Origin of the sequence: Dyella tabacisoli, from assembly GCF_003350925.1 — a bacterium.
GTDB classification, from domain to species: Bacteria; Pseudomonadota; Gammaproteobacteria; order Xanthomonadales; family Rhodanobacteraceae; genus Dyella_C; species Dyella_C tabacisoli.
In genome coordinates this window covers 77,231-99,315 of record NZ_KZ857174.1, presented here as the reverse complement: position 1 = coordinate 99,315, position 22,085 = coordinate 77,231, and the positions used below count along the sequence as shown (strand labels likewise).

15 protein-coding genes and 2 riboswitches are annotated in these 22,085 nt (G+C 61.8%); of the genes, 11 read left to right on the top strand and 4 right to left on the bottom strand.

All coding sequences use genetic code 11. From position 1 onward, the window contains the following. Positions 1–9: 9 nt before the first annotated feature. A complete protein-coding gene (gene rhtC, locus DVJ77_RS04565; RefSeq protein ID WP_114844309.1) occupies positions 10–636 on the bottom strand; it encodes a threonine export protein RhtC in 627 nt (208 codons plus the stop codon). A 342-nt stretch (positions 637–978) separates the two neighbouring features. Here rhtC and DVJ77_RS04560 point away from each other — a divergent pair, with 342 nt between their 5' ends. The 5 genes from DVJ77_RS04560 (at position 979) to DVJ77_RS04540 (ending at position 9,872) form a co-directional block, all read left to right on the top strand. Further along, on the top strand, positions 979–2,247 hold the full coding sequence (locus DVJ77_RS04560; protein ID WP_114844308.1) for a nucleoside permease: 1,269 nt from the start codon (positions 979–981) through the stop codon (positions 2,245–2,247). Between the two features lie 100 nt (positions 2,248–2,347). Next, complete coding sequence (dusB, locus tag DVJ77_RS04555) at positions 2,348–3,334, top strand: tRNA dihydrouridine synthase DusB (RefSeq protein ID WP_114844307.1); 987 nt, start codon at positions 2,348–2,350, stop codon at positions 3,332–3,334. 410 nt (positions 3,335–3,744) lie between these two features. Beyond that, positions 3,745–3,965, top strand: a riboswitch (cobalamin riboswitch). Positions 3,966–4,164: 199 nt separating this feature from the next. Continuing rightward, on the top strand, positions 4,165–6,471 hold the full coding sequence (metE, locus tag DVJ77_RS04550) for a 5-methyltetrahydropteroyltriglutamate--homocysteine S-methyltransferase (RefSeq protein ID WP_114844306.1): 2,307 nt from the start codon (positions 4,165–4,167) through the stop codon (positions 6,469–6,471). A gap of 220 nt (positions 6,472–6,691) precedes the next feature. Then, on the top strand, positions 6,692–7,891 hold the full coding sequence (gene metK, locus DVJ77_RS04545; protein ID WP_114844305.1) for a methionine adenosyltransferase: 1,200 nt from the start codon (positions 6,692–6,694) through the stop codon (positions 7,889–7,891). A 118-nt stretch (positions 7,892–8,009) separates the two neighbouring features. Continuing rightward, the gene (locus tag DVJ77_RS04540) at positions 8,010–9,872 is read left to right on the top strand and encodes an ATP-binding cassette domain-containing protein (RefSeq protein ID WP_114844304.1); all 1,863 of its coding nucleotides are present in this window, start codon (positions 8,010–8,012) and stop codon (positions 9,870–9,872) included. A gap of 120 nt (positions 9,873–9,992) precedes the next feature. On the opposite strand, the gene ppc is transcribed toward DVJ77_RS04540, so the two are convergent. Continuing rightward, entirely contained in the window at positions 9,993–12,710 is a 2,718-nt protein-coding gene (ppc, locus tag DVJ77_RS04535; RefSeq protein ID WP_114844303.1) for a phosphoenolpyruvate carboxylase, read from the bottom strand. A gap of 342 nt (positions 12,711–13,052) precedes the next feature. Here ppc and DVJ77_RS04530 point away from each other — a divergent pair, with 342 nt between their 5' ends. Beyond that, the gene (locus DVJ77_RS04530) at positions 13,053–13,355 is read left to right on the top strand and encodes a hypothetical protein (RefSeq protein WP_114844302.1); all 303 of its coding nucleotides are present in this window, start codon (positions 13,053–13,055) and stop codon (positions 13,353–13,355) included. A 17-nt stretch (positions 13,356–13,372) separates the two neighbouring features. After that, positions 13,373–13,702, top strand: a complete 330-nt coding sequence (locus DVJ77_RS04525) for a hypothetical protein (protein WP_162791365.1) — start codon at positions 13,373–13,375, stop codon at positions 13,700–13,702. Positions 13,703–13,893: 191 nt separating this feature from the next. Here the strand turns inward: DVJ77_RS04525 and DVJ77_RS04520 are convergent, their stop codons facing one another. Continuing rightward, positions 13,894–16,365 (bottom strand): S9 family peptidase, encoded by a 2,472-nt coding sequence (locus tag DVJ77_RS04520; protein WP_114844300.1) that lies wholly within the window; start codon positions 16,363–16,365, stop codon positions 13,894–13,896. A 139-nt stretch (positions 16,366–16,504) separates the two neighbouring features. Next, positions 16,505–16,581: riboswitch (S-adenosyl-L-homocysteine riboswitch) on the top strand. 38 nt (positions 16,582–16,619) lie between these two features. Here DVJ77_RS04520 and ahcY point away from each other — a divergent pair. The 4 genes from ahcY to DVJ77_RS04500 all read left to right on the top strand — a co-directional run bounded on the left by ahcY (position 16,620) and on the right by DVJ77_RS04500 (position 20,757). Continuing rightward, complete coding sequence (gene ahcY / locus DVJ77_RS04515; RefSeq protein ID WP_114844299.1) at positions 16,620–18,050, top strand: adenosylhomocysteinase; 1,431 nt, start codon at positions 16,620–16,622, stop codon at positions 18,048–18,050. Between the two features lie 232 nt (positions 18,051–18,282). Then, positions 18,283–19,104, top strand: a complete 822-nt coding sequence (gene metF / locus DVJ77_RS04510; protein WP_114844298.1) for a methylenetetrahydrofolate reductase [NAD(P)H] — start codon at positions 18,283–18,285, stop codon at positions 19,102–19,104. Positions 19,105–19,178: 74 nt separating this feature from the next. Beyond that, a complete protein-coding gene (locus tag DVJ77_RS04505; RefSeq protein WP_225427815.1) occupies positions 19,179–19,760 on the top strand; it encodes a DUF4124 domain-containing protein in 582 nt (193 codons plus the stop codon). Between the two features lie 79 nt (positions 19,761–19,839). Further along, entirely contained in the window at positions 19,840–20,757 is a 918-nt protein-coding gene (locus DVJ77_RS04500) for a branched-chain amino acid transaminase (protein WP_114844296.1), read from the top strand. 17 nt (positions 20,758–20,774) lie between these two features. On the opposite strand, the gene DVJ77_RS04495 is transcribed toward DVJ77_RS04500, so the two are convergent. Then, positions 20,775–22,076 carry a condensation domain-containing protein gene (locus DVJ77_RS04495; RefSeq protein ID WP_114844295.1) on the bottom strand — a complete coding sequence of 434 codons (1,302 nt, stop codon included), beginning with the start codon at positions 22,074–22,076 and terminating at the stop codon, positions 20,775–20,777. Positions 22,077–22,085 lie beyond the last annotated feature (9 nt).

Below are 22,085 nucleotides of genomic sequence, written 5' to 3'. Positions count from 1 at the left end.
TTGCGGGCATCAAGCTCCGCGACGGGTAAAGATCAGATGCAGGCCGAACAGCACAAATACCGTGCCGGCAAAACCGTCGATCCAGCGCGACAAACGCAGATAACCGCGACGCATCGCCGGCAGGGCAAACAGTGCCGCCACCAGCGCGAACCAGATAAAGGTTTCCACCAGGACCAGGGTCCACAGCCCCCAGCGCACGCCGGTACTGACCTGATCGCCGATAAAGGCAGAGAACACGCTGCCGAAGTAGATCACCGCCTTCGGATTAGCCAGGTTGGTGAGCAAACCGGCCCGCAAGGTCGCCAGATCGCCCTGCTGCAACACCGGTTGCGGGGTCGCGCTCGTGCTGGGTACGCGCCATGCGCCGCGCAACATCTTTACCCCCATCCAGGCCAGATACAGGCCGCCGGCAACGGCAATCAAGCGCTCCAGCCACAACAATCGCTGCAATAACAACTGCAGGCCAAGCAAGGCCAGCGTCGACCACACGACGACCCCAAGGGTAATCCCCATCACGCCGAACAAGGCCTGTCGGCGCGAGCGACTTACCGCCGTCTGCGAAACGAAGAAAAAATCCGGCCCGGGGCTGAGCAAGGCGATCAGGTGCACGATGGCAATGGTCAGAAACAAACTCATGCAAAGCTCCCGTAGCCGCAGTGATGGCGAGGAAGCATAGAGCCTGCGTAACATCTCAGAGTAGCCCGCTCGGAGATGTTAGGCAGGCTCTTAAGACTTCAGCGGCAAAGTCACCCCGCCCCGCATTGCAGCTTGCCGCAACAAGGCCGGCTCATCTACGCTGCCAGCGTCTTGCCGTTGGTACCCGCAACTGTGCTCACGCCACTTGGCCCTGAGTAGACCGGGTATCCCGAGGGGGAGTCACTTGATCGCCGCTGGCAGTGTTTTCCTGGTCGCCGGGAAATGCTCTGTGCTCGTGATCGCCTGGGTACGACCCCCACTCACTTACGCTACGTAGAGTCCATGAGCATCAAATTTCGACTGATACTGATGAATTTCCTGCAGTTCTTTATCTGGGGGTCGTGGCTCATCACCATCGGTGCCTACTGGTTTCAGAACAAGCATTGGTCGGGCTCTCAGTTCGGCGCGATTTTCTCCACCATGGGCCTGGCTTCGCTATGCATGCCGTCCATTCTTGGCATGATCGCCGACCGCTGGATCAACGCGGAAAAGCTCTACGGCATGTTGCATATCGGCGGCGCCGCAGTGCTGTTCATGGTGCCGATGGTCGACAACCCGCACACCATGTTCTGGGTCATGCTGCTGAACATGGCGTGCTACATGCCGACCATCGCCCTGGCCATTACGGTCGCTTACAACGCGCTCAAGGGCAGCGGCAAAGACATCATCAAGGTTTACCCGCCGATCCGCGTGTGGGGAACGGTCGGCTTTATCGCCGCCCTGTGGGTGGTCAGCCTGCTGCATCTGGAAACCACCTCGGGGCAGTTCTATGTCGCTTCGGGCGCATCGCTGCTGCTTGGCCTGTACGCCTTCACCTTGCCCAAGTGCCCGCCCAAAATGGAGCGCAAGAGCAGCGACTCGCTAGGCGAGACTCTGGGGTTTACCTCGTTTGCGCTGTTCAAGAACAGCAAGATGGCAGTCTTTTTCATTTTCGCGATGCTGCTGGGCGCGTCGCTGCAATTGACCAATGCCTACGGCGATACCTTCCTGCATGACTTCGCCAAGGTCGATGCCTACAAAGACCTGATACCGGTGAAATACCCCGCCATCATCATGTCGATTTCGCAGATCTCCGAGACGTTGTTCATCCTGGCGATTCCGTTCTTTCTGAAGAATTTCGGCATCAAGACAGTGATGTTCACCAGCATGATGGCCTGGGCATTGCGCTTTGGGCTGTTTGCCTACGGCGATCCGGGCAGCGGCCTGTGGATGATCGTGCTGTCGTGCATCGTCTACGGCATGGCGTTCGACTTCTTCAATATCTCCGGCTCGCTTTTCGTGGAGACGCAGAGCGATCCGAAGATTCGCGCCAGCGCGCAAGGGCTTTTCATGATGATGACCAACGGGGTCGGCGCCGTACTCGGCAGTTCCATCAGCGGCATCGTGATCGAAAAGTTCTACACCTCCCCCATCGATCACAGCAAGAACTGGCACGGCATCTGGCTCGCCTTTGCGCTGTACTCGTTGATTGTCGCGGTGCTGTTTTTCTTCCTGTTCAAGCACAAGCACCAGCCGGCCTCGGAGCAAGGACCACCCCCTCTTCCGATCTGAGCCCCGGCCACGGCCAGCAGCCAAAGACTTTCACGCCGTGGCGACCCGCTCAAGCATGCGCTGAGCCTGCCCGCACCGCCACACCCGCTACAATGCGCGAATGCTGATCGGCCCCTACCGCATCGATCCGCCGGTCGTGCTTGCACCGATGGCCGGCGTCACCGACAAACCTTTTCGCCTGCTGTGCAAACGGCTGGGCGCGGGTTTGGCCGTGTCGGAGATGACCAACGCCGATCCGCGTCTATGGCAGACGCGCAAATCACTCAAGCGCATGGATCACCTGGGCGAACCCGAGCCGGTCAGTGTGCAGATCGCTGGCTACGACCCAGCCATGCTGGCCGATGCGGCGCGCTACAACGCCGACCACGGCGCGCAAATCATCGACATCAACATGGGTTGCCCGGCCAAGAAAGTTTGCAACGTGTGGTCCGGCTCAGCCTTGCTGCAAGACGAGCCGCTGGTAGCGCGCATTCTCAGCGCCGTGGCGCAAGCCGTCTCGATACCCGTCACGTTGAAAATTCGCACGGGTTGGGATCGCGAACATAAAAACGCCCTGACCATCGCGCGGATCGCCGAAGACTCCGGCATCGCCGCATTGGCCGTACACGGCCGTACCCGCGCCGACAAATACGAAGGCGAGGCCGAATACGAAACCATCGCAGCCGTGAAAGCGGCTGTGCGCATTCCCGTACTGGCCAATGGCGATGTGCTGACACCGCAGCAAGCCAAGCACGTACTGCATGTCACCGGCGCAGATGCGGTGATGATTGGCCGAGGCGCGCAAGGCCGGCCGTGGATTTTTCGCGAAATTGCTCATTACCTCGCCACCGGCGAACAACTCCCCGAACCCACACCAGCTGAAGTCGCCACGATTCTGCTCGATCATCTCGAACAGCTCTACGCGTTCTACGGTGAGCTGCAAGGCCTGCGCATCGCCCGCAAGCACCTGGGCTGGTACGCCAAAGATCGCGCCGAGAATGCGGCTTTCCGCCACGTGGTCAATCGTGCGGAAACTGCCAGCGACCAGCTACGGCTGACTCGGGATTACTTTGCGGCGCTGGAAGATGGGGCGCAGTTGGCGGCCTAGCGCGACAGGCTTGCCTGCGCACCGGGAGAAGAGTGAAGGCTGCTGCAAGAACGCACCCCCTCCCAGCCTCCCCCTGCACGCAGGGGGAGGGGCAAAAGCGCAGCGCGCTCTGCTTTTGACGTTGCTCTTGACCTCGGGGCCCCTGTGCGTCGGTGAGGGTCGGACGACAAGGCCCGCAGGGGCATCGACATGGATGTCGATGCCTTTTCGCCAGGGCAGGAAGCCCTGTCGAAAAGCCCGGCCGGCCCTCACGTACCCGAAGGGCGACTCACCGGGGTGCTCTTTCTTTTGGTTACTTTTCTTTGAGCAAGCAAAGAAAAGTGACTCGACCACCGGCAGGTGGCCGAAAGCCCGCCGCAGGCGAGCCAGATCACGACACCCCCTCCATTGACTTCAGCCATCCATGCATCTAACGTCCCCCTTGCTGAAGGTTTCCATCTCTCCATCCGAATAGAGAGATGAAATTAAAAGGGAAGCCGGTGAGAATCCGGCGCTGCCCCGCAGCGGTATGTGGAAACGACCCCCGTCATTGGCACTGAGCGCGATGCGCCTGGGAAGCGACGGACAGTAGGCGACGCCTCGCGGCGTCGGGTCCATGAGCCCGAAGACCTGCCCCAGCCGAGTACCGGCCGCGAAAGCGGTCACGGGCTCGACCGACCTGGAATCCCGCGGGGGAATCCGGCGCGCTACCGCAGCGATGCGTCGGTGTGCCTTGCCCGTGGTGAAACCGGCTCGCCCGCGGGGGCGAAGGTCATCGGTTCACGCGTCCGGCAACGGCTGCGTGCCGCCCTTCGTTCCTCTTTGCCATCGATCCGCAAGAGGAATACGACATGTCATCGCAAGCCAACACCACCACCCACCCACACATCACCTATCTCGGCTTTCCGCGCATGGGCCGACGCCGCGAACTCAAGCGCGCGCTGGAAACCTATTGGCGCGGCGAAACCGACGCCGCCGCCCTGCTCGCCACCGCCCGCGAACTGCGCCAGCGGCATTGGCAGCAGGCCCGTACAGCGGGCGCCTGTAGCGTGCCGGTGAATGATTTTTCGTTGTACGACCACGTGCTCGACACCGCCGTGCTGTTCGACGCCGTGCCTGAGCGCTACCGCGCCCTGCGCCAGGCCGACCCTTTGGCCGGCTATTTCGCCATGGCACGCGGCGGCCACGGCTTGCACGCACTGGAGATGACCAAATGGTTCGATACCAACTACCACTACCTGGTACCGGAGCTACACGCAGGCCAGCGCTTTCAACTGACCGGAGATAAACCGCTGGCGGAATGGCGCGAAGCACAGGCATTCGGGCTGGATGCGCGCCCGGTGCTGTTAGGGCCGGTGTCGTTCCTGCGCCTGGCCAAGACCACCGATGGCAGCGACCCGCTCGCCCTGCTCGATGCCCTGCTGCCGGCCTACGCACAACTGCTGCAGCAATGGGCAGACGCCGGCGTGCCCTGGGTGCAACTCGATGAACCCTGTCTGGCACTCGACTTAGACCCAGCCAGCCGCGAAGCCTATGCCCATGCTTACGCCGTACTCGCGCGTGGCCGCACGCCGCGGCGGCTATTGGCTACGTATTTCGGCGCCCTGGATGACAACCTCGCGCTCGCCGCCTCATTGCCGGTAGATGGCCTGCATATCGATCTCGCCCGCGCACCCGAACAGCTCGATGCCGTGTTGGCCGCGCTACCGCCCGGACGCGTACTCAGCGCCGGGGTGATCGACGGCCGTAACATCTGGCGCAGCCAGCCCACCCGCGTGTTGCCCTTGCTGGAAAAAGCCATCGCGAAACTCGGCACCGAACATCTGTGGCTGGCGCCCTCGTGTTCGCTGCTGCACGTGCCGATCGATGCCGCACAAGAAACCACTCTTGCACCTGAATTACGCGCCTGGCTGGCCTTCGCGCTGCAAAAGCTCGAAGAGCTGAAACAGTACGCGCAAACGCTGGCCGGCGACGAAGCCGCACGCGCCGCACTAAGCGGCCAAAGCGCCCTGCTTGCCGCACGCGCCAAGGCCCCCGGCGTGCAACGCAGCGACGTACGCGCGCGACTGAACGCGCTCAGTCCGCAGGCCGCGCAACGGCGTTCCGCGCTTACCCATCGACGCGTCGTACAAGCGCAAGCATTGGCACTACCGCTGTTGCCGACTACTACCATCGGCTCTTTTCCGCAGACCGATGCCTTGCGCCACGCGCGCGCCGAACACCGAGCCGGCCGTCTAAACAACGACGCTTACGAGACCTTTCTGGCCGAGGAAATCGCCCAGGCGCTACGCCATCAAGAAGCCATTGGCCTGGATGTGCTGGTACACGGCGAGCCCGAGCGCAATGACATGGTGGAGTACTTTGGCGAACAACTCGAAGGCTTCGCCTTCACCCGCCAGGGCTGGGTGCAAAGCTACGGCTCGCGCTGCGTCAAACCGCCACTGATCTGGGGCGATGTAGCGCGCACCGCGCCGATGACGGTGCGCTGGTCGGCCTACGCACAATCGCTCACCGAGAAACCGGTGAAAGGCATGCTGACCGGGCCGGTAACCGTGCTGCAATGGTCCTTCGTGCGTGATGACTTGCCGCGCGAAACCGTCTGCCGCCAGCTCGCCCTGGCCTTGCGCGACGAGGTACATGACCTGGAACACGCGGGTATTCAAGTTATCCAGATCGATGAACCGGCGTTACGCGAAGGCCTGCCGCTACGCCAGGCCCAGCAGGCGAGCTACCTGGCATGGGCGGTGCAATGTTTCCGTATTGCCGCCGGTGGCGTGCGCGATACCACGCAGATCCACACTCACATGTGCTACGCCGAATTCAACGACATCCTGGAGGCCGTGGCGGCCCTGGATGCGGACGTGATCTCGATCGAAAGCAGCCGCTCACGGATGGAGCTGCTGACCGCGTTCGAGCAATTTCGCTACCCCGGCGATATCGGCCCCGGCGTTTACGACATCCATTCGCCACGGATTCCCGGCCATGAGGAAATCACCGAACTGCTGCGCAAAGCCCTGGTCGTGCTCGATCCACGTCAACTATGGGTCAACCCCGATTGCGGCCTGAAAACCCGCCATTGGGCGGAGGTGATCCCGGCGCTGGAGGCGATGGTGAATGCCGCGCGGGCGCTGCGTGGCGAGTTGGCCTTGCAAGACTGAACTAGCGCGCTGCAGCCCCTGCCCTGCGCGCAGGGCAGGGGCTGACTGAGGCGGGCCAGTCCCTGCGCAGAGAGGGCGTTCTACCGAGTTAGACGGCTGAACACCCCCTCACTGCCATTTTCTTGCGCTACCCTTCCCGGTGAAATCCGTCCCCGCCGCGTGTATCATGCGCGACTTCCTCCATTCATCTCTCTATCCGTAGAGAAGGATATATGCCGCGATGAGCAGCCATCTCTTCACCTCCGAGTCGGTCTCCGAAGGCCATCCGGACAAAGTTGCCGACCAAATTTCTGACGCCGTGCTTGACGCGATCATCGCGCAAGACCCGCGCGCCCGCGTTGCCTGCGAAACCATGGTGAAGACCGGTGTGGCGATTGTCGCTGGCGAAGTCACCACCAGCGCCTGGATCGACCTGGAAGCGCTGACCCGCAAGGTCATCATCGACATCGGCTACGACTCTTCGGACGTCGGCTTTGATGGCGAGACCTGCGGCGTGCTGAACCTGATCGGCAAGCAGTCGCCCGACATCAACCAGGGCGTGGACCGCAAGAAGCCCGAAGAACAGGGCGCTGGCGACCAGGGCCTGATGTTCGGCTACGCCACCAACGAAACCAAAGATTACATGCCGGCGGCGATCTACTACTCGCACCGCCTGGTCGAGCAGCAGGCCAAGGTCCGCAAGAAGAAAAACTCGCCGCTGCCGTGGCTGCGCCCGGACGCCAAGAGCCAGGTCACCCTGCGTTACGAGAACGACGTAGCCGTCGCTATCGACGCCGTGGTGCTGTCGACCCAGCACGACCCGAGCGTCAAGCAGAAAGACCTGATCGAAGCCGTGCGCGAATACATCTTGAAGCCGGTACTGCCGTCCAAGCTGCTGCACAAAGGCACCAAGTTCCACATCAACCCGACCGGCAAGTTCGTCATCGGTGGCCCGGTGGGCGATTGCGGCCTGACCGGCCGCAAGATCATCGTCGACACCTACGGCGGCTGGGCTCGTCACGGTGGCGGTGCGTTCTCGGGTAAAGATCCGTCCAAGGTCGATCGCTCGGCGGCTTATGCCGCGCGCTATGTGGCGAAAAACATCGTCGCCGCCGGCATCGCCGACCGTTGCGAAGTGCAGGTCAGCTACGCCATTGGCGTGGCCGAGCCGACCTCGATCTCGGTGACCACCTTCGGCACCGGCAAGATCAGCGACGACAAGATCGAAAAACTGATCCGCAAGCATTTCGATCTGCGTCCGTACGGCATCATCAAGATGCTCGACCTGATCCACCCGATGTACCAGCAGACCGCCAGCTACGGCCACTTCGGCCGTACCCCGTACGAAGTGAAGGGTGCCGACGGCAAGACCTACACCGCGTTCTCGTGGGAAAAAACCGACAAGGCCGACGCCCTGCGCGCCGATGCCAAGCTGAAGTAAGCATTACTACAGCAGTAAGACAAACGGGCCGCCTTGTGCGGCCCGTTTTTTATGGTCCCGACAGGCATGCGAGACGGCGATAGCCGGCTTTCCACGCGTATACGGCTACAATAGCGCCATGTCCCTTATCCAACTCCAGCGCGTCGATTTCAGCATCGGCGGCCCCCTCTTGCTCCAAAGTGTCGATCTTTCGGTCGAAGCGAATGAGCGCGTGTGCATCGTCGGTCGTAACGGCGAAGGCAAATCCACCCTGATGAAGCTGATCGCCGGCGAGTTGCATGCCGACGACGGTGAAATTCGTCTGCAAAGCGGCGTTGTCGTCGCACGCATGGCGCAGGAGGTGCCGCAGGACACCGCCGGTACGGTCTTCGACGTGGTGTCCGACGGTCTTGGCGATCTCGGCCATTTGCTGGCGCGTTACCACCACCTGTTGGCCGAAGGCGACTTTGATGCGCTGGGCGACGTGCAGACGCAGATCGAAGCGCAACACGGCTGGGATCTCGACCGCCGCGTCACCGAAGTGCTGACCAAGCTGGAGCTGCCGGCCGACACCGACTTCGCCGCCTTGTCCGGTGGCATGAAGCGCCGCGTGCTGCTGGCGCAGGCGCTGGTGCGCAAGCCCGACGTACTGTTGCTGGACGAGCCGACCAACCATCTCGATATCGAAGCCATCGGCTGGCTGGAAAATTTTCTCAAGCAGTTCGCCGGCAGCATCATCTTCATCACCCATGACCGCAGCTTTCTGCGCGCCTTGGCTACTCGCATCGTCGAGATCGATCGTGGTCAGCTAACCAGTTGGCCGGGCGATTACGACAACTACCTGCGCCGCCGCGAAGAGCGTCTGCACGCCGAGGCCCAGGCCAATGCGTTGTTCGACAAAAAGCTGGCGCAAGAAGAGGTCTGGATTCGCCAAGGCATCAAGGCGCGCCGCACCCGCAACGAAGGCCGCGTGCGCGCACTGAAGGCGCTGCGCAATGAGCGCGCCGAGCGGCGTAATCTGGTCGGCAACGTCAAGATGGCCTTGGCCAATGCGCAGGCCTCGGGCAAGAAGGTGATCGACCTGGAGCACGTGCACCAGGCCTACGGCGGTCGTGTGCTGATCGACGATCTCACCACCACGCTGATGCGCGGCGACCGTGTCGGCATCATCGGCCCGAACGGCGCCGGCAAGAGCACCTTGCTCAAGATCATGCTGGGCGAGCTGGCCCCGCAGCGCGGCGAAGCCACCATCGGCACCGGTATCCAGATCGCCTACTTCGACCAGCACCGCGTGCAGCTCAACGACAAGCTCAACGCGCTGGACAACGTAGCCGAGGGCCGCGAATTCATCGAATTGAACGGTCAGCGCAAGCACATCATCGGCTACCTGCAAGACTTTTTATTCTCGCCTGAGCGCGCACGCGCGCCGATCACCCGACTCTCGGGCGGCGAGCGCAATCGCCTGCTGCTGGCTAAGTTGTTCGCCCAGCCATCCAACCTGTTGGTGATGGATGAACCGACCAACGATCTCGACGTCGAGACGCTGGAGCTGCTGGAAGAACTGCTTACCGAATACCAGGGCACCTTGCTGCTGGTCTCGCACGATCGCGAATTTCTCGACAACGTGGTCAGCAGCACCCTGGTGCTGGAAGGCAACGGCCGCGTCGGCGAATACATCGGCGGTTATAGCGACTGGCTGCGGCAACGTCCGGCCGCCGCACAAGCGGTGGCCGCGGCGGCAGCCAAGCCCGGCCTGACGCGACAAGATTCGGCACCGGCACCGAAGCGCAAGCTGAGCTTTAAGGAACAACGCGAGCTTGAGCAATTGCCGGCGCGGCTGGAGCAGCTTGAGGCTGATATCGCCAAGCGCAGCGAAGCCATGAACGACCCGGCGTTTTTTCAGCAGGATAGCGCTGCGATCGTCAAAGCCAACGAGGCGCTTGCCGCCTTGCAAGCTGAGCACGACAAGGTCTTTGCGCGCTGGGCTGAATTAGACGGCTAAACGCCTTACCCCCTACATAGAGCCAAAAGCTCGCCTCAGTCAGCCCCCTCCTTGCGACCGAAGGGAGTCCCTTTTTCGGGACTCACAGGGGAGGGCTGGGGAGGGGTCTGCGTTCTGCGTTCAACCCGTATTCTGCAACCCCTGCGACACCCCATTCACACAAGCCACCAGCGCAGCAAGCAAAGCCTCGTCCTGCTCGCCGCTAGCGCGCCAACGCCGCAACAAATCCACTTGCAGCAGGCTCATCGGGTCGATGTAGGGGTTGCGCAGTTGAATCGACACGGCGAGTCGCCGGTTGTCGTGCAGCAGTTCGTCACCGCCTTTCAAGCGCAGCAACCAGTGTCGGGTGCGTTCAAATTCGGCGTGGATCAAGCTGAAGAACGATTCGTGCAACGGCCCGGCCAGGCGAGAGAAGGCTTCGGCAATATCCAGATCGCACTTGGCCAGCACCATCTCGACGTCATCGAGCATATTGGCGAAGAACGGCCAGTCGCGAGCCATCTCGATCAAGGCCGCCTCGCCATAATCGGCCACACCGCGCTCCAGCGCCGCGCCCAAACCGTACCAGCCAGTGATGATCGAGCGGCACTGGGTCCAGGCGAATACCCATGGAATCGCGCGCAGGTCTTCTACGCCGCGCATGCTGCGTCGGCGCGAGGGGCGTGAGCCCAGGGTCATGCGCTCGATCACATCGATCGGCGTCGCCGCGCGAAAGTAGTCGATAAACCCCTCACGCTCGACCAGTGCACGGTAGGCCTGCCGACTGTTGGCCGCCAGGGCGTTCATTCGCTCGCGCCAACTGTCCTCGCGCGGGTCGGGCGTGCGCGGCCGCAGGCTGGCGCGCAGCACCGCGCCCACGGTCTGTTCGAGATTGCGCAACGCCAGCGCGCGAATACCGTACTTGCGATGAATCACTTCGCCTTGCTCGGTCACCCGCAATACGCCGGCGACCGAGCCACGCGGCGACGACATCAGCGCCGGCGTAATACGCGCGCCACCACGGCTGGCCGAGCCGCCGCGGCCGTGGAAAAACGACAAACGAATATCGGCTTCGCCCGCCACCGCCAGCAACTCGACTTGCGCGCGTTGCAGACCCCAGCGCGACGCCAGCGTGCCGCCGTCTTTGCCGCTGTCGGAATAACCCAGCATGACCCATTGGCGATTGCCGCGCGCCGCGAGATGGCGGCGATAAACCGGGTCGTCGAACAAGGCGCGCAAGGTGGCCGGCGCATTGCTTAAATCATCGACCGTTTCAAATAGCGGGGCGATATCCAGCGGCACACCGGTCTGCCCGAGCAGGCCGCCGTATCTGGCCAATGCCAGCACCGCCAGCACATCGGCGGCCGAACGCGCCATGCTGATGATGTACAGACCCACCGCTTCGGCACCGTAGCGATGACGCGAATCATGCAAGGTGGCGAAAACGGCGTGCAGCGCAACGGCATTCGCCTCGGCGCTTGGCGCAAACGATTGCTCGCCGCTGGCATACGGCCGCAACCGCTCGATGCGCGCCACCGGATCGCGCTCAAGCCAGCCGGCCTCATTCAGCAGCGCCGCCAGCGCCTCGTCGTGTACGCGCGAATCCTGCCGCACGTCGAGCCGCGCCATATGAAAACCAAAACTGCGCACGCGCCAGATCAAGCGCTGTATCGCGTAAGCGCCGGCATACAAGCCACGGTGGTCGATCAGGCTGGCTGCGATCAGTTTCAGGTCATCGAGCAATTCATCGGCGGACGTATAGCCTTCCAGATGCGTATCGTCGTCGGTGGCCTGCAGCCGTGCGCCGATCATCGTCAGCAGGCTGCGATAAGGCATGTCGGCGTGGCGTGGCCGCACTTGCGCCGCCGCGCCGGGGAAACGGGCTCGATAGTCGGCCAAGCGCTCGACCAGGCTTGTGTCCAGCGCGACACGCCCTTCGGTCTGGCTGAGCAGCCGCGCCAATCCGGCGACATCGGCCTGGTAATGCTCCAGCACATGAGTGCGCTGGGTGGCGAGGCTGGCGGCGATGGTGTCGGCACCGACATTCGGGTTGCCGTCCATATCGCCGCCGACCCAGGTGGCGAAACTCAGCAAGCGCGGCAATGGCACGGCCACGCCATACACCTGCTGCAAGGCATCGGCGAGCGACTCGTACAGCGCCGGCACGATGCGGTAGATCGGGTTGGCGAGGTAAAAGCCGACGTGGTGGTGTTCGTCCTGCACACTGGGCCGCACCGGTGACGCCTCGGCGGTTTGCCAGGTGGCGTTGAGCGCCATAAAGATGCGGTCGTCGTCTTCTTTGCGCTCTTGCGGCGTGCGGGTGGGGTCGAAGTTATCCACCAGCGCGCGCACGATGGCCTGCTCTTTTTCCAGCAACGAGCGGCGCACCGCCTCAGTGGGGTGGGCCGTGAATACCGGCTCGACCTGCAGCCGCATAAGCCAATCGAGCAACTCGTCGGCCTGCACCCCTTGCACCTTCAATTGCGTCAGCACGTCGAGCAATGATTCGGGCTGCGGCGCACGGCCCTCACGCTGATAGTCGCGGCGGCGGCGAATGCGATGCACCCGCTCGGCAATATTCACCGCCTGGAAATAACTGGCGAAAGCGCGCGCCAGCGCTTCGGCATGAGTCGGTGTCAATTCGGTCAACAGACTCGCCAGCGACGGCGACAAGGGCTGCGTTTGCTCGGCATGCTGGCGGCGCGCGATGGCGGCAATGCGCACACGTTCGACTTCGGCAAGAAAGTCTGGCGAGACTTGCTCGGCCAGCATGTCGCCGACCATGGCGCCCAATCGGCGCACGTCATCGCGTAGCGGGGCTTCGGAAAGGGCGAACTCGGGGCTGCGTAGCTGGTTCATCGAGGCGATGCGGTCCGCAGGGAGTGGAAACTGAAGAGACTACCCCAAGCCGCCGGCTTTTGCTGCACTGCCACAAGTCGCTCTCGACTTGACGCTTATCTGCACGCGGCGTAGTTTCCTTCGGGTCGCCGCATATCGGCGACCGGGCGTGACAACCCGACTACAAAGGCGCAGAAAAAGCGCCTCCAGGCGCTTTTTTGTTTGCGCGGCACACCGGCTTATGGCGGGCGTGTCGGGCAGGCTTAGGCCTGGCCGGGATCCTTTGTACTCGGTTGTCACCCCGGCACGTCCGCCACCCTGTGTTCGACAGGGTGGCGGCTCCATCTAAAAAGGAGCTTCAAGATGGCCGCAACCGAAACCACACCATCCACTGAGCGCACTCGCTTCAGCGACAGCTACCAGATCGATCCGAACGCTACGCCCGAGAGCCTGCACGACGATGTGAACGAAATGCTGGATCACGCTCGCGCCATTTCTCTGGCGTTGTGCCACTCGCTTACGCCACATGCCGAGGTGGATTTCAACCACCTCTCCAGCGTGTTCGCTGCCATCGCCAATATGATCGATATGGCGCAAAGCGCCTCGGACCATGCGCACATGCAGTTGCAGCGTGAGCGGGTCAAACCCAAATCCAAACCACTTTAAAAACCCGGTAGGTTGGGGTGAGCGCAAGCGAACCCCAACGTTGCGCAACGTTGGGGTTCACGGCGAATCTCGACTACGCCATGTTGGGTGTCACGGCGAATCTCAACGTGCGCCTGTTGGGTATCAGGGCGAGCCTCAATGGTGCGCAACGTTGGGCATCACTTCGTTCAGCCCAACCTACCGAGCTATGCCACTCGCTTACGCCGAACGCCGAGGTGGATTTCAGCCATCTCTCCAGCGTGTTCGCCGCCATCGCCAATATGATCGATATGGCGCAAAGCGCATCGGACCATGCGCACATGCAATTGCAGCGTGAGCGGGTCAAACCCAAATCCAAACCACTTTAAAAACCCGTAGGTTGGGGTGAGCGCACGCGAACCCCAACGTTGCGCAACGTTGGGGTTCACGGCGAATCTCGACTACGCCATGTTGGGTGTCACGGCGAATCTCAACATGCGCCTGTTGGGTATCAGGGCGAATCTCAATGGTGCGCAACGTTGGCATCACTTCGTTCAGCCCAACCTACGAGGTGGTGCGTTTAGTGCTTGCCTGCCACTTTGCCTGGGCCGATATATCGCTCTAGCCAACGGTTAGTTTCAGCCAACATCTGCATCACCGATTCGCGTGCCCGATAGGCATGCGCCTCGTTCGGTAGCAGCACCAGGCGCGCCGTGCCGCCCAGGCCCTTGACCGCGGCGTACATGCGCTCGCTTTGAATCGGGAAGGTGCCGGAGTTGTTGTCTTGCTCGCCGTGAATCATCAGCAAGGCGTCTTTGATCTGGTCGGCATAGTTGAACGGTGACATGGACTGATAGACGTCTTTGGCCTGCCAGTAGTTACGCTCCTCGGCCTGAAAGCCGAACGGTGTCAACGTGCGGTTATAGGCGCCGCTGCGTGCGATGCCGGCTTTGAACAAGCGCGTATGCGCAAGCAGGTTGGCAGTCATGAAGGCGCCGTAGGAGTGGCCGCCTACCGCGATGCGGTTGCGGTCGGCGACACCACGGCGTACCACTTCGTCCACCGCTGCCTCGGCGCTGGCGACTAGCTGCGGCACATAGCTGTCGTTGGGCTCTTTATTGCCCTCGCCGACGATCGGCACCGAGAAGTTATCCAGCACCGCATAGCCCATGGCCAAGAAAGCCTGCGGCCCCCAATAACTGATGCGGTTGAAGCGATACGGCGAGTCGGTGACCTGGCCGGCGGCATCGGCCGATTTGAACTCGGCCGGGTAAGCCCACATCAGCATCGGCAGCGGGCCGTCGCGCTTGGCATCGTAGTGCGGCGGTAGATACAGCGTGCCGGTCAGCTCCACACCGTCTTTGCGCTTGTAGCGAATCTGCTGCTTGTTCACGCCGCTGAGTTGCGGCGTGGGGTTGGCGAAGCGGGTGAGCGCGCGTGGTGCCGCGGCGGGTTGAGCGCCGAGACTGCGTACAAAGTAATTGGTGGGCTCGCTAGGCGACTCGCGTGCGGTCAATACCGATTGACCATCCTTGTCGAGCATGGCCTTGGGCGCTTCGTAATACGGCGCTTGGGAGCGAAATAGCTCGGTGGTTTGTCCGTCGCGCAGGCTGACTTTATGCAGAAATGGTCGATCGCCCTCGGGTGAAGCACCTTCGCCGATGCGATAAATGCTTTCGCCATCCGCCGCGATCAGCAAGTGCGCCTGCCCGTGCTCGTCATGCACCATCACCGGCTCGCCGGGATCTTTGTAGCGGTCTTCGGACGATGCTTCGCGGATCAATTGCGGCGCGCGCTCCGGGTGATCCGGTGCGATTCGCCATTGTTTGATTTTTCGCGTCTTCCACCAGGACTCACTCAGCAGCGCCAGCTCGCCATGGCCCCAATAGGTGCCGACGTAACGCATGCTTAAGCGGGCCAGTGTCACGGGCGACTGATTGAATGGCGCCGCCTGCATAAACACGACATCGCGAATATCGGCCTTGCTGGCCGGGTCGCCGCCGTCTTGCGCCTCGGCCCAGACCAGGCTGGCCGTAGCATCGTTGCGCCACTCGATCTCACGCACGCCGGTAGCTACCGCATCGTTGCCGGTGGGCAGGCCTTCGATCAACGGCAGCTCGGCTATTTGTTTAACCAGCTCGCCGTGCAGGTCGAGCACTTCGATGCGACGCGGAAAACTATCGACCGGCACCAGATACGAGAACGGCCGCTCGATGCGCTGACGCAACAGGTAATGCCCATCGGGCGATGGCGCCAGCGACAGTGTGAGTGACGGCGCGCCGATGTTGGCGACCTTGCCTTGCAGGTCGATCAACGCGGCCTGGGTCAGCATGTAGTGCTCGAAACGGCGCGCATCGTCGTCGTTCTTCAATAAATCCTGATAAGTGCGAATGGCTTTGACGCCGGCACCGGCCTGAGTCACCTGCACATTCGGGCCGGTGGGAATGCCATCGGATACCGGCACCGCGCCCTGCCCTTCGGGCCGCAACTGCACCAATAGTTGCTGACTGTCCGGCATCCAGCGATAGCCGGTGCCGGCGACGGTGTTCAGCGGCAAAGCCGTAAGCCGGCGCGCTGTGCGCGCGGCGACATCGACCAGCCACAGCTCGTTGCTGCCGGCCTTCGCGTCGACCTGATTGAAAGCCAGATAGCGTTGATCCGGCGACCATTGCGAACTGGCCACAGCGAGCGGCTTGGGCAAGCCTTGCAGACGGATCTCTTTGCCGCTGGCGATATCCAGCAGCCATAAGTCGCTGCCAAACACGAACCGACTCTGCGCATAGGTGCGCGGATTGATGCGCAGGCCGGCCAGCTTCAGCTCCGGCTGCGCCACCACGTCCATACCCGGCAACGCCGGCGTCTGCGTGAGCGCCAATAGGTCGCGATGCGGGCTGATGGATAACTGCGGCGGCCGCGGGGCATCGACCACGGCCTGCAAGGCGGCCGGTGGCAGCTCGTAGCCACCGACAGGCGCCGTTTGCGCCATCAGCGCCAGCGGCGATAGGGCCAAGAGAACAGCGAGAAGAGCGAAACGCCTGATGGGTTTGTGCATAAGAGCCACGTCGTCGAATGAATTTGCGACCTTACCCGCAGCGGGCGCGCAGGGTCTAGGCCATCAGTCATGCTCATCAGGCGCTTTGTGAGCCGCTACCTACTGCCTCTGGGCCTGCCTGGCGGTATACTCCCCGGTCTTCGCTGAGGGGCGCTGCGACCGTTGCTATGAACGGCCAGGCTCGGTGGAATGACTTTGTAACGGCGCCCGGTTAACCATGCGATATCCCATCGCAAGCTTCCGGAGCCTTATCTATGAACGCTGTTACCAAAGATTCCGCCAACCAGGACTTCAACGTCCGCGATATGTCCCAGGCCGAACTCGGCCGTCGCCGCATCCGCATGGCCGAAGAAGAAATGCCGGGCCTGATGCAGATCCGCGCCCGCTACGCCAAAGAAAAACCGCTGAAGGGCGTGCGCTTGTCCGGCTCGCTGCATGTCACCAAGGAAACCGCCGTGCTTGCCGAAACCCTGCGTGAGCTGGGTGCTTCGGTGCGCTGGGCTTCGTGCAACATCTTCTCGACCCAGGACGACGTCGCTGCCGCCATGGCTGCCGGCGGCCTGCCGGTGTTCGCCTGGAAGGGCGAGACCCTGGAGGAATACTGGGATTGCACGCTCGACATGCTGACCCATCCGGGCGAGCTGGGCCCGGAGCTGATCGTCGACGACGGCGGCGACGCCACCTTGCTGATCCACAAAGGCCTTGAGCTGGAAAACGGCAGCGACTGGGTCAACACCGCCAGCGGCAACCACGAAGAGCAAGTCATCAAGGATCTGCTCAAGCGCGTGTTGAAAGAGCGTCCGGGCTTCTGGAAAAAGGTCGCGGCCGATTGGCGCGGCGTCTCCGAAGAGACCACCACCGGCGTGCACCGCCTGTATCAGCTCGCCGAAGCCGGCCAGCTACTGGTGCCGGCGATCAACGTCAACGACTCGGTGACCAAGAGCAAGTTCGACAACCTCTACGGCTGCCGCGAATCGCTGGCCGACGGCATCAAGCGCGCCACCGATTTGATGGTGGCCGGCAAGGTCGCCGTGGTCTGCGGTTATGGCGATGTGGGCAAGGGCTGCGCGCATTCGCTGAAGGGCTTCGGCGCTCGCGTGATCGTGACCGAGATCGACCCGATCAACGCCCTGCAGGCCGCGATGGAAGGCTTCCAGGTCACCACCATCGAAGAAAGCCTGGGCGTGGCGGACATCTACGTCACCACCACCGGCAACAAGGACATCATCACGCTCGAACACATGGCGGCGATGAAAAACAATGCCCTGGTCTGCAACATCGGCCACTTCGATAACGAGATCCAGATCGACCGCCTGAACACCGCCAAGGGCGTCACCCGCGAAACCATCAAGCCGCAGGTCGACCGCTACACCTTCGCCAGCGGCAACAGCATTTACATGCTGGCCGAAGGTCGCCTGGTGAACCTGGGTTGCGCACATGGCCACCCGAGCTTCGTGATGTCCAACAGCTTCAGCAACCAGACCCTGGCACAGCTTGACCTGTGGGCGAACAAAGACACCTACGAAAAGACCGTTTATCGCTTGCCGAAAAAGCTCGACGAAGAAGTCGCCCGCCTGCACCTGGAGCAGATCGGCGTGAAACTGACCAAGCTCACCCCGGAACAGGCCGCTTACATCGGCGTGCCGGTGGATGGCCCGTACAAGCCGGATCATTACCGTTATTGATCTGTGTTGTTGATGCAAAGGTAAGTGATTGATGAGAGCGGCCTTTGGGCCGCTCTTTTTTTATGTCTGGGCGAGATGCACCCCCTCCCAGCCTCCCCCTTTTTGGGACTTGCAGGGGAGGGCTGGGGAGGGGGGCGCACTCGCGACAAGCCCCCGCTTTTCGCCCATATATCTTTCCATCCCGAGAAAGAGATATATACTCCACGACACCGCCGCCCCGAGACCTGCCGCGATGCCGCCGATCAGCTTTGAATTCTTTCCGCCCAAGACCGACGAACAACGTACCCAGCTCGATCGCACGGCCAAGGCGCTCAAGCCACTGGCCCCGGATTACGTGTCGGTAACCTTTGGCGCGGGTGGCTCCACACTTAGTTACACCAGCGAAACGGTGCAGCATTTGCACCGGGAGCACGGCCTGGATGTCGCTCCGCATCTGTCCTGTGTCGGCGGCACGCGGGCGGAGCTGGCCGCACTGCTGGACACCTATCGTAGCGCCGGCTATCGCCGCATCGTCGCGCTGCGTGGCGACCTGCCTTCGGGCATGGCTACGCCGGGCGATTTTCGCTACGCCGTCGAGCTGGTGCGCTTTATCCGCGAGCACAGCGGCGATCACTTTCATATCGAAGTGGCGGCCTATCCTGAAATGCACCCGCAAGCGGACGACGCGCTGGTGGATCTGCGCCATTTCAAGGCCAAGGTTGATGCCGGCGCCAATGGTGCGATCACGCAATATTTCTACAATGCCGATGCGTATTTCCGCTTTGTCGAAGACGTGCAGCGGCTGGGCGTGAATGTGCCGATCGTGCCGGGGATCATGCCGATCTCCAACTACACCCAGTTGCGGCGCTTCTCCGAAGGCTGCGGCGCGGAAATTCCGCGCTGGATCGCCAAGCGCATGCAGGCACATGGCGATGATGCCGAGTCGGTGCGCTCGCTCGGTGCCGAAGTGGTCGCGCAGCTATGCCGTCGCCTGCTCGATGGCGGCGCGCCAGGCTTGCACTTTTATACGCTTAATCGCGCAAAAACGACGCAGGCGGTGCTGGAGCAGTTGTAGCGCGGCAGCTCCTGCAGATGCCGCATAGTCGAGATTTTCGTTGCCTCCCAGGCGGGTATGCTGTGCGGATGCGCTTGCACTATCTACCTTTGCTGCTGCTCGTATTCGTCACGCCGGCCACTGCGCAAAGCGTGATTCATCGCTGTATCGGCGCCAATGGCAGCCCGGTATTCACTGACCAACCCTGCTCTGCCCAGCAAGCTACGTCCGTGCAGCCTTCAGGCCATTCGGCGGCTCCGGCCAGTACGCTTGAGCCGCCACCGATTCTATGCGCGGCCAACATGGCAGAGCTGCGGCAAAGCGTGCTCGATGCCTTTGCCAACCGCGACCCGAATCGACTCGCCGGCCTGATGCTGTGGAACGGCTACGGCAGCAGCGCCACCGTTGCCAACATCCGCTCGCTCACTGCGCTGATGAAGCAGCCATTGCTTGGTTTCGACCCGGATGACGCGCCGTTGGATGCCGATACCGCCACCGATACCTCAAGCCTTTCTATCGACGGCACTAAGGCGCCGAGCGACGAACCGCCCCCACCCCCGAAAACCAACCGGCTGGTGCTGCGCACCGGCACCGGTGAGGCTGACGGCAATATGCACAAGCAACATTTCACTGTCGTGCGCCAATATGGCTGCCTATGGCTGCGTAACGCGGGGTAAGCGCAAGCGGCTGGAGAGACGTAAAACCTTTGCCAGCGCTTAAGCAGTTATCATGTCGCGCATTTCTTGGAGAATCGACATGGCGCAGCAGTACCCGGAATGGATTTGGCAAAACGGCAATATCAAGCCATGGCAAGAAGCCACCACGCATGTGATGTCCCATGCCCTGCACTACGGCTCATCGGTATTTGAGGGCATCCGCAGCTATGCGACCCCGGATGGCGCGGCGATTTTCCGCCTTACCGACCATCTCAAACGGTTGTATCAGTCGGCAAAGATTTACGACATGGTGCTGCCGTACACGCAAGACGAGCTGGCTGCTGCCTGCCGCAATGTCATCAAAAAGAACGATCTTGGCGCGGCCTATCTGCGCCCGGTGGCCTATCGCGGCCTGGGCGGCTTTGGCCTCTCGGCTGAAACGCCGATCGACGTCGCTGTCGCGGCGTGGCCGATGGGCCCTTATCTCGGCCCAGAGGCGTTGGAGAACGGCATCGACGCCTGCGTATCGAGCTGGCAGCGCTTTGCGCCTAACACCATCCCCGCCGGTGCCAAGGCCGGCGGCAATTACCTTTCAGGCCAGTTGATCGCACGCGAGGCGCGTCGCCTGGGCTTTGGCGAAGGCATTGCACTGGCCTCCAGCGGCCTGCTCAGCGAAGGCGCGGGCGAGAACCTGTTCCTGGTCTTCGACGGCGTATTGCACACCACCCCGGCCAGTGCCTCGATTCTCGCCGGCATTACCCGCGACACGCTGAAAACGCTGGCTCGCGAAGACGGCATCGAAGTGGTCGAACGGGATATTCCGCGCGAGTACCTGTACCTGGCCGACGAGTTGCTCATGTGCGGCACCGCCGCCGAGATCACCCCGATCCGCTCGGTCGATGGCAAGCAAGTCGGCGCTGGCAAAGCGGGCCGGGTAACCCGCCGCCTGCAAGAGTTGTTCTTTGGCCTGTTCAACGGCAAGACCAACGACCAGTGGGGCTGGCTGGAGCCGCTCTAACCCGACGACATGCCGGATTACTCTGCCACCGCGCTGAGTATTCCGGCAAGCTCCGGCACCGCTGCGTCCTGCGCTACATGTTTTTCAAGCAACGCCATGAAGTGATGCTGCACGGCATCGACTTCATCGCGTGTCAGGCATTTCTCGTCGCCCAAATAGATAAACCGCAGGCGACCTTGAAACGAGTGAGTGCCGATGCTCATGAATCTCACGCTGAACGAATGCACGTAGCAGTGAAAATCCGTTACCTGGAACGGTGCCTTATCGTCGATCAGGATCAAGTTGCCCAGATTAGAGAATGAAAACATGCCTCGCCTGGCATAGCGGCTCAATAGATTCTGCAGCCGCGCGATCGTGCGCATCTTGCCCACCGAAGGGATCTTGAGCATTTCCAAAAACTGGTACTTGCCTGGGGTATTGGCTAGCTCCTCGGCGATTTTCTGATTGCTCTCCTGATGAATATCACGCGCCCTGGCCCAGAAATCCACGCCGGCGCTTTGACCGGTCTTGATCTTGAAGCTGCCACCGCCGAAGAACAACATATCGCGCTTGAGCACCGACAGCCGCCCGCGCCGTCCATCGAAAGGAACATCCAGCCATGCCGGCGCGTTTCTGCCCAGCGCCGTCTGGAACGCCAGATCCAGCGCCGTCAGAAACACCGCATTGATAGGCGCCCTCTCAACCTTGCAGCGCCGCCTTAGTGCAGTCGCAAGCTCGGGGCTGAGCGTCCACTCATGGAAGATTTCCTTATTCTGCAAAGGCCGCTTGGAGCTGGGGATAAGTGACAACACGGCGTTGGCGATGCGCGCCGCCCGTTTTCGCTTATGCAGGCTCTCATCATCAGGCAGGTCGCCGATGATGTCCTTGATGGTGATCGGCTCGTAAGCAACCAGCTCGTCTTCGCTATACAGCGACTTCAGCAGCTCTCTGCCGAGCGTAAGCATGCTCATGCCGTCACACACGCGATGGGGTGACGAAACGAACAAGTCACCGCCCTGTGCAGACTTCAGCCAGGCAACGCGCAACTGTGGCTGATCGTGTGGAAACGGCGTCATCAACTCGGCATCACGCACGTTGACGAAATCATCCTCGGCAGTTCGCTCGATCACGCGCAATGGAACGCTTTTGGCGGTATCGGGCACGTAATAGTAAAGCTCACCACGCTCTTCGCTAAGCAGCACTCTCAATGCAGGATGCTTGCGCTGCACCTTATCGATCGCGACACGAAGTTGCTCGGTAGAAATGCTGCCGGCGATGCTGATAACGATGGTGCCATTGACGTCGACCAGATGCTCTACGGTGGAAAGCCTCCGTTTCATGCGTGCCCC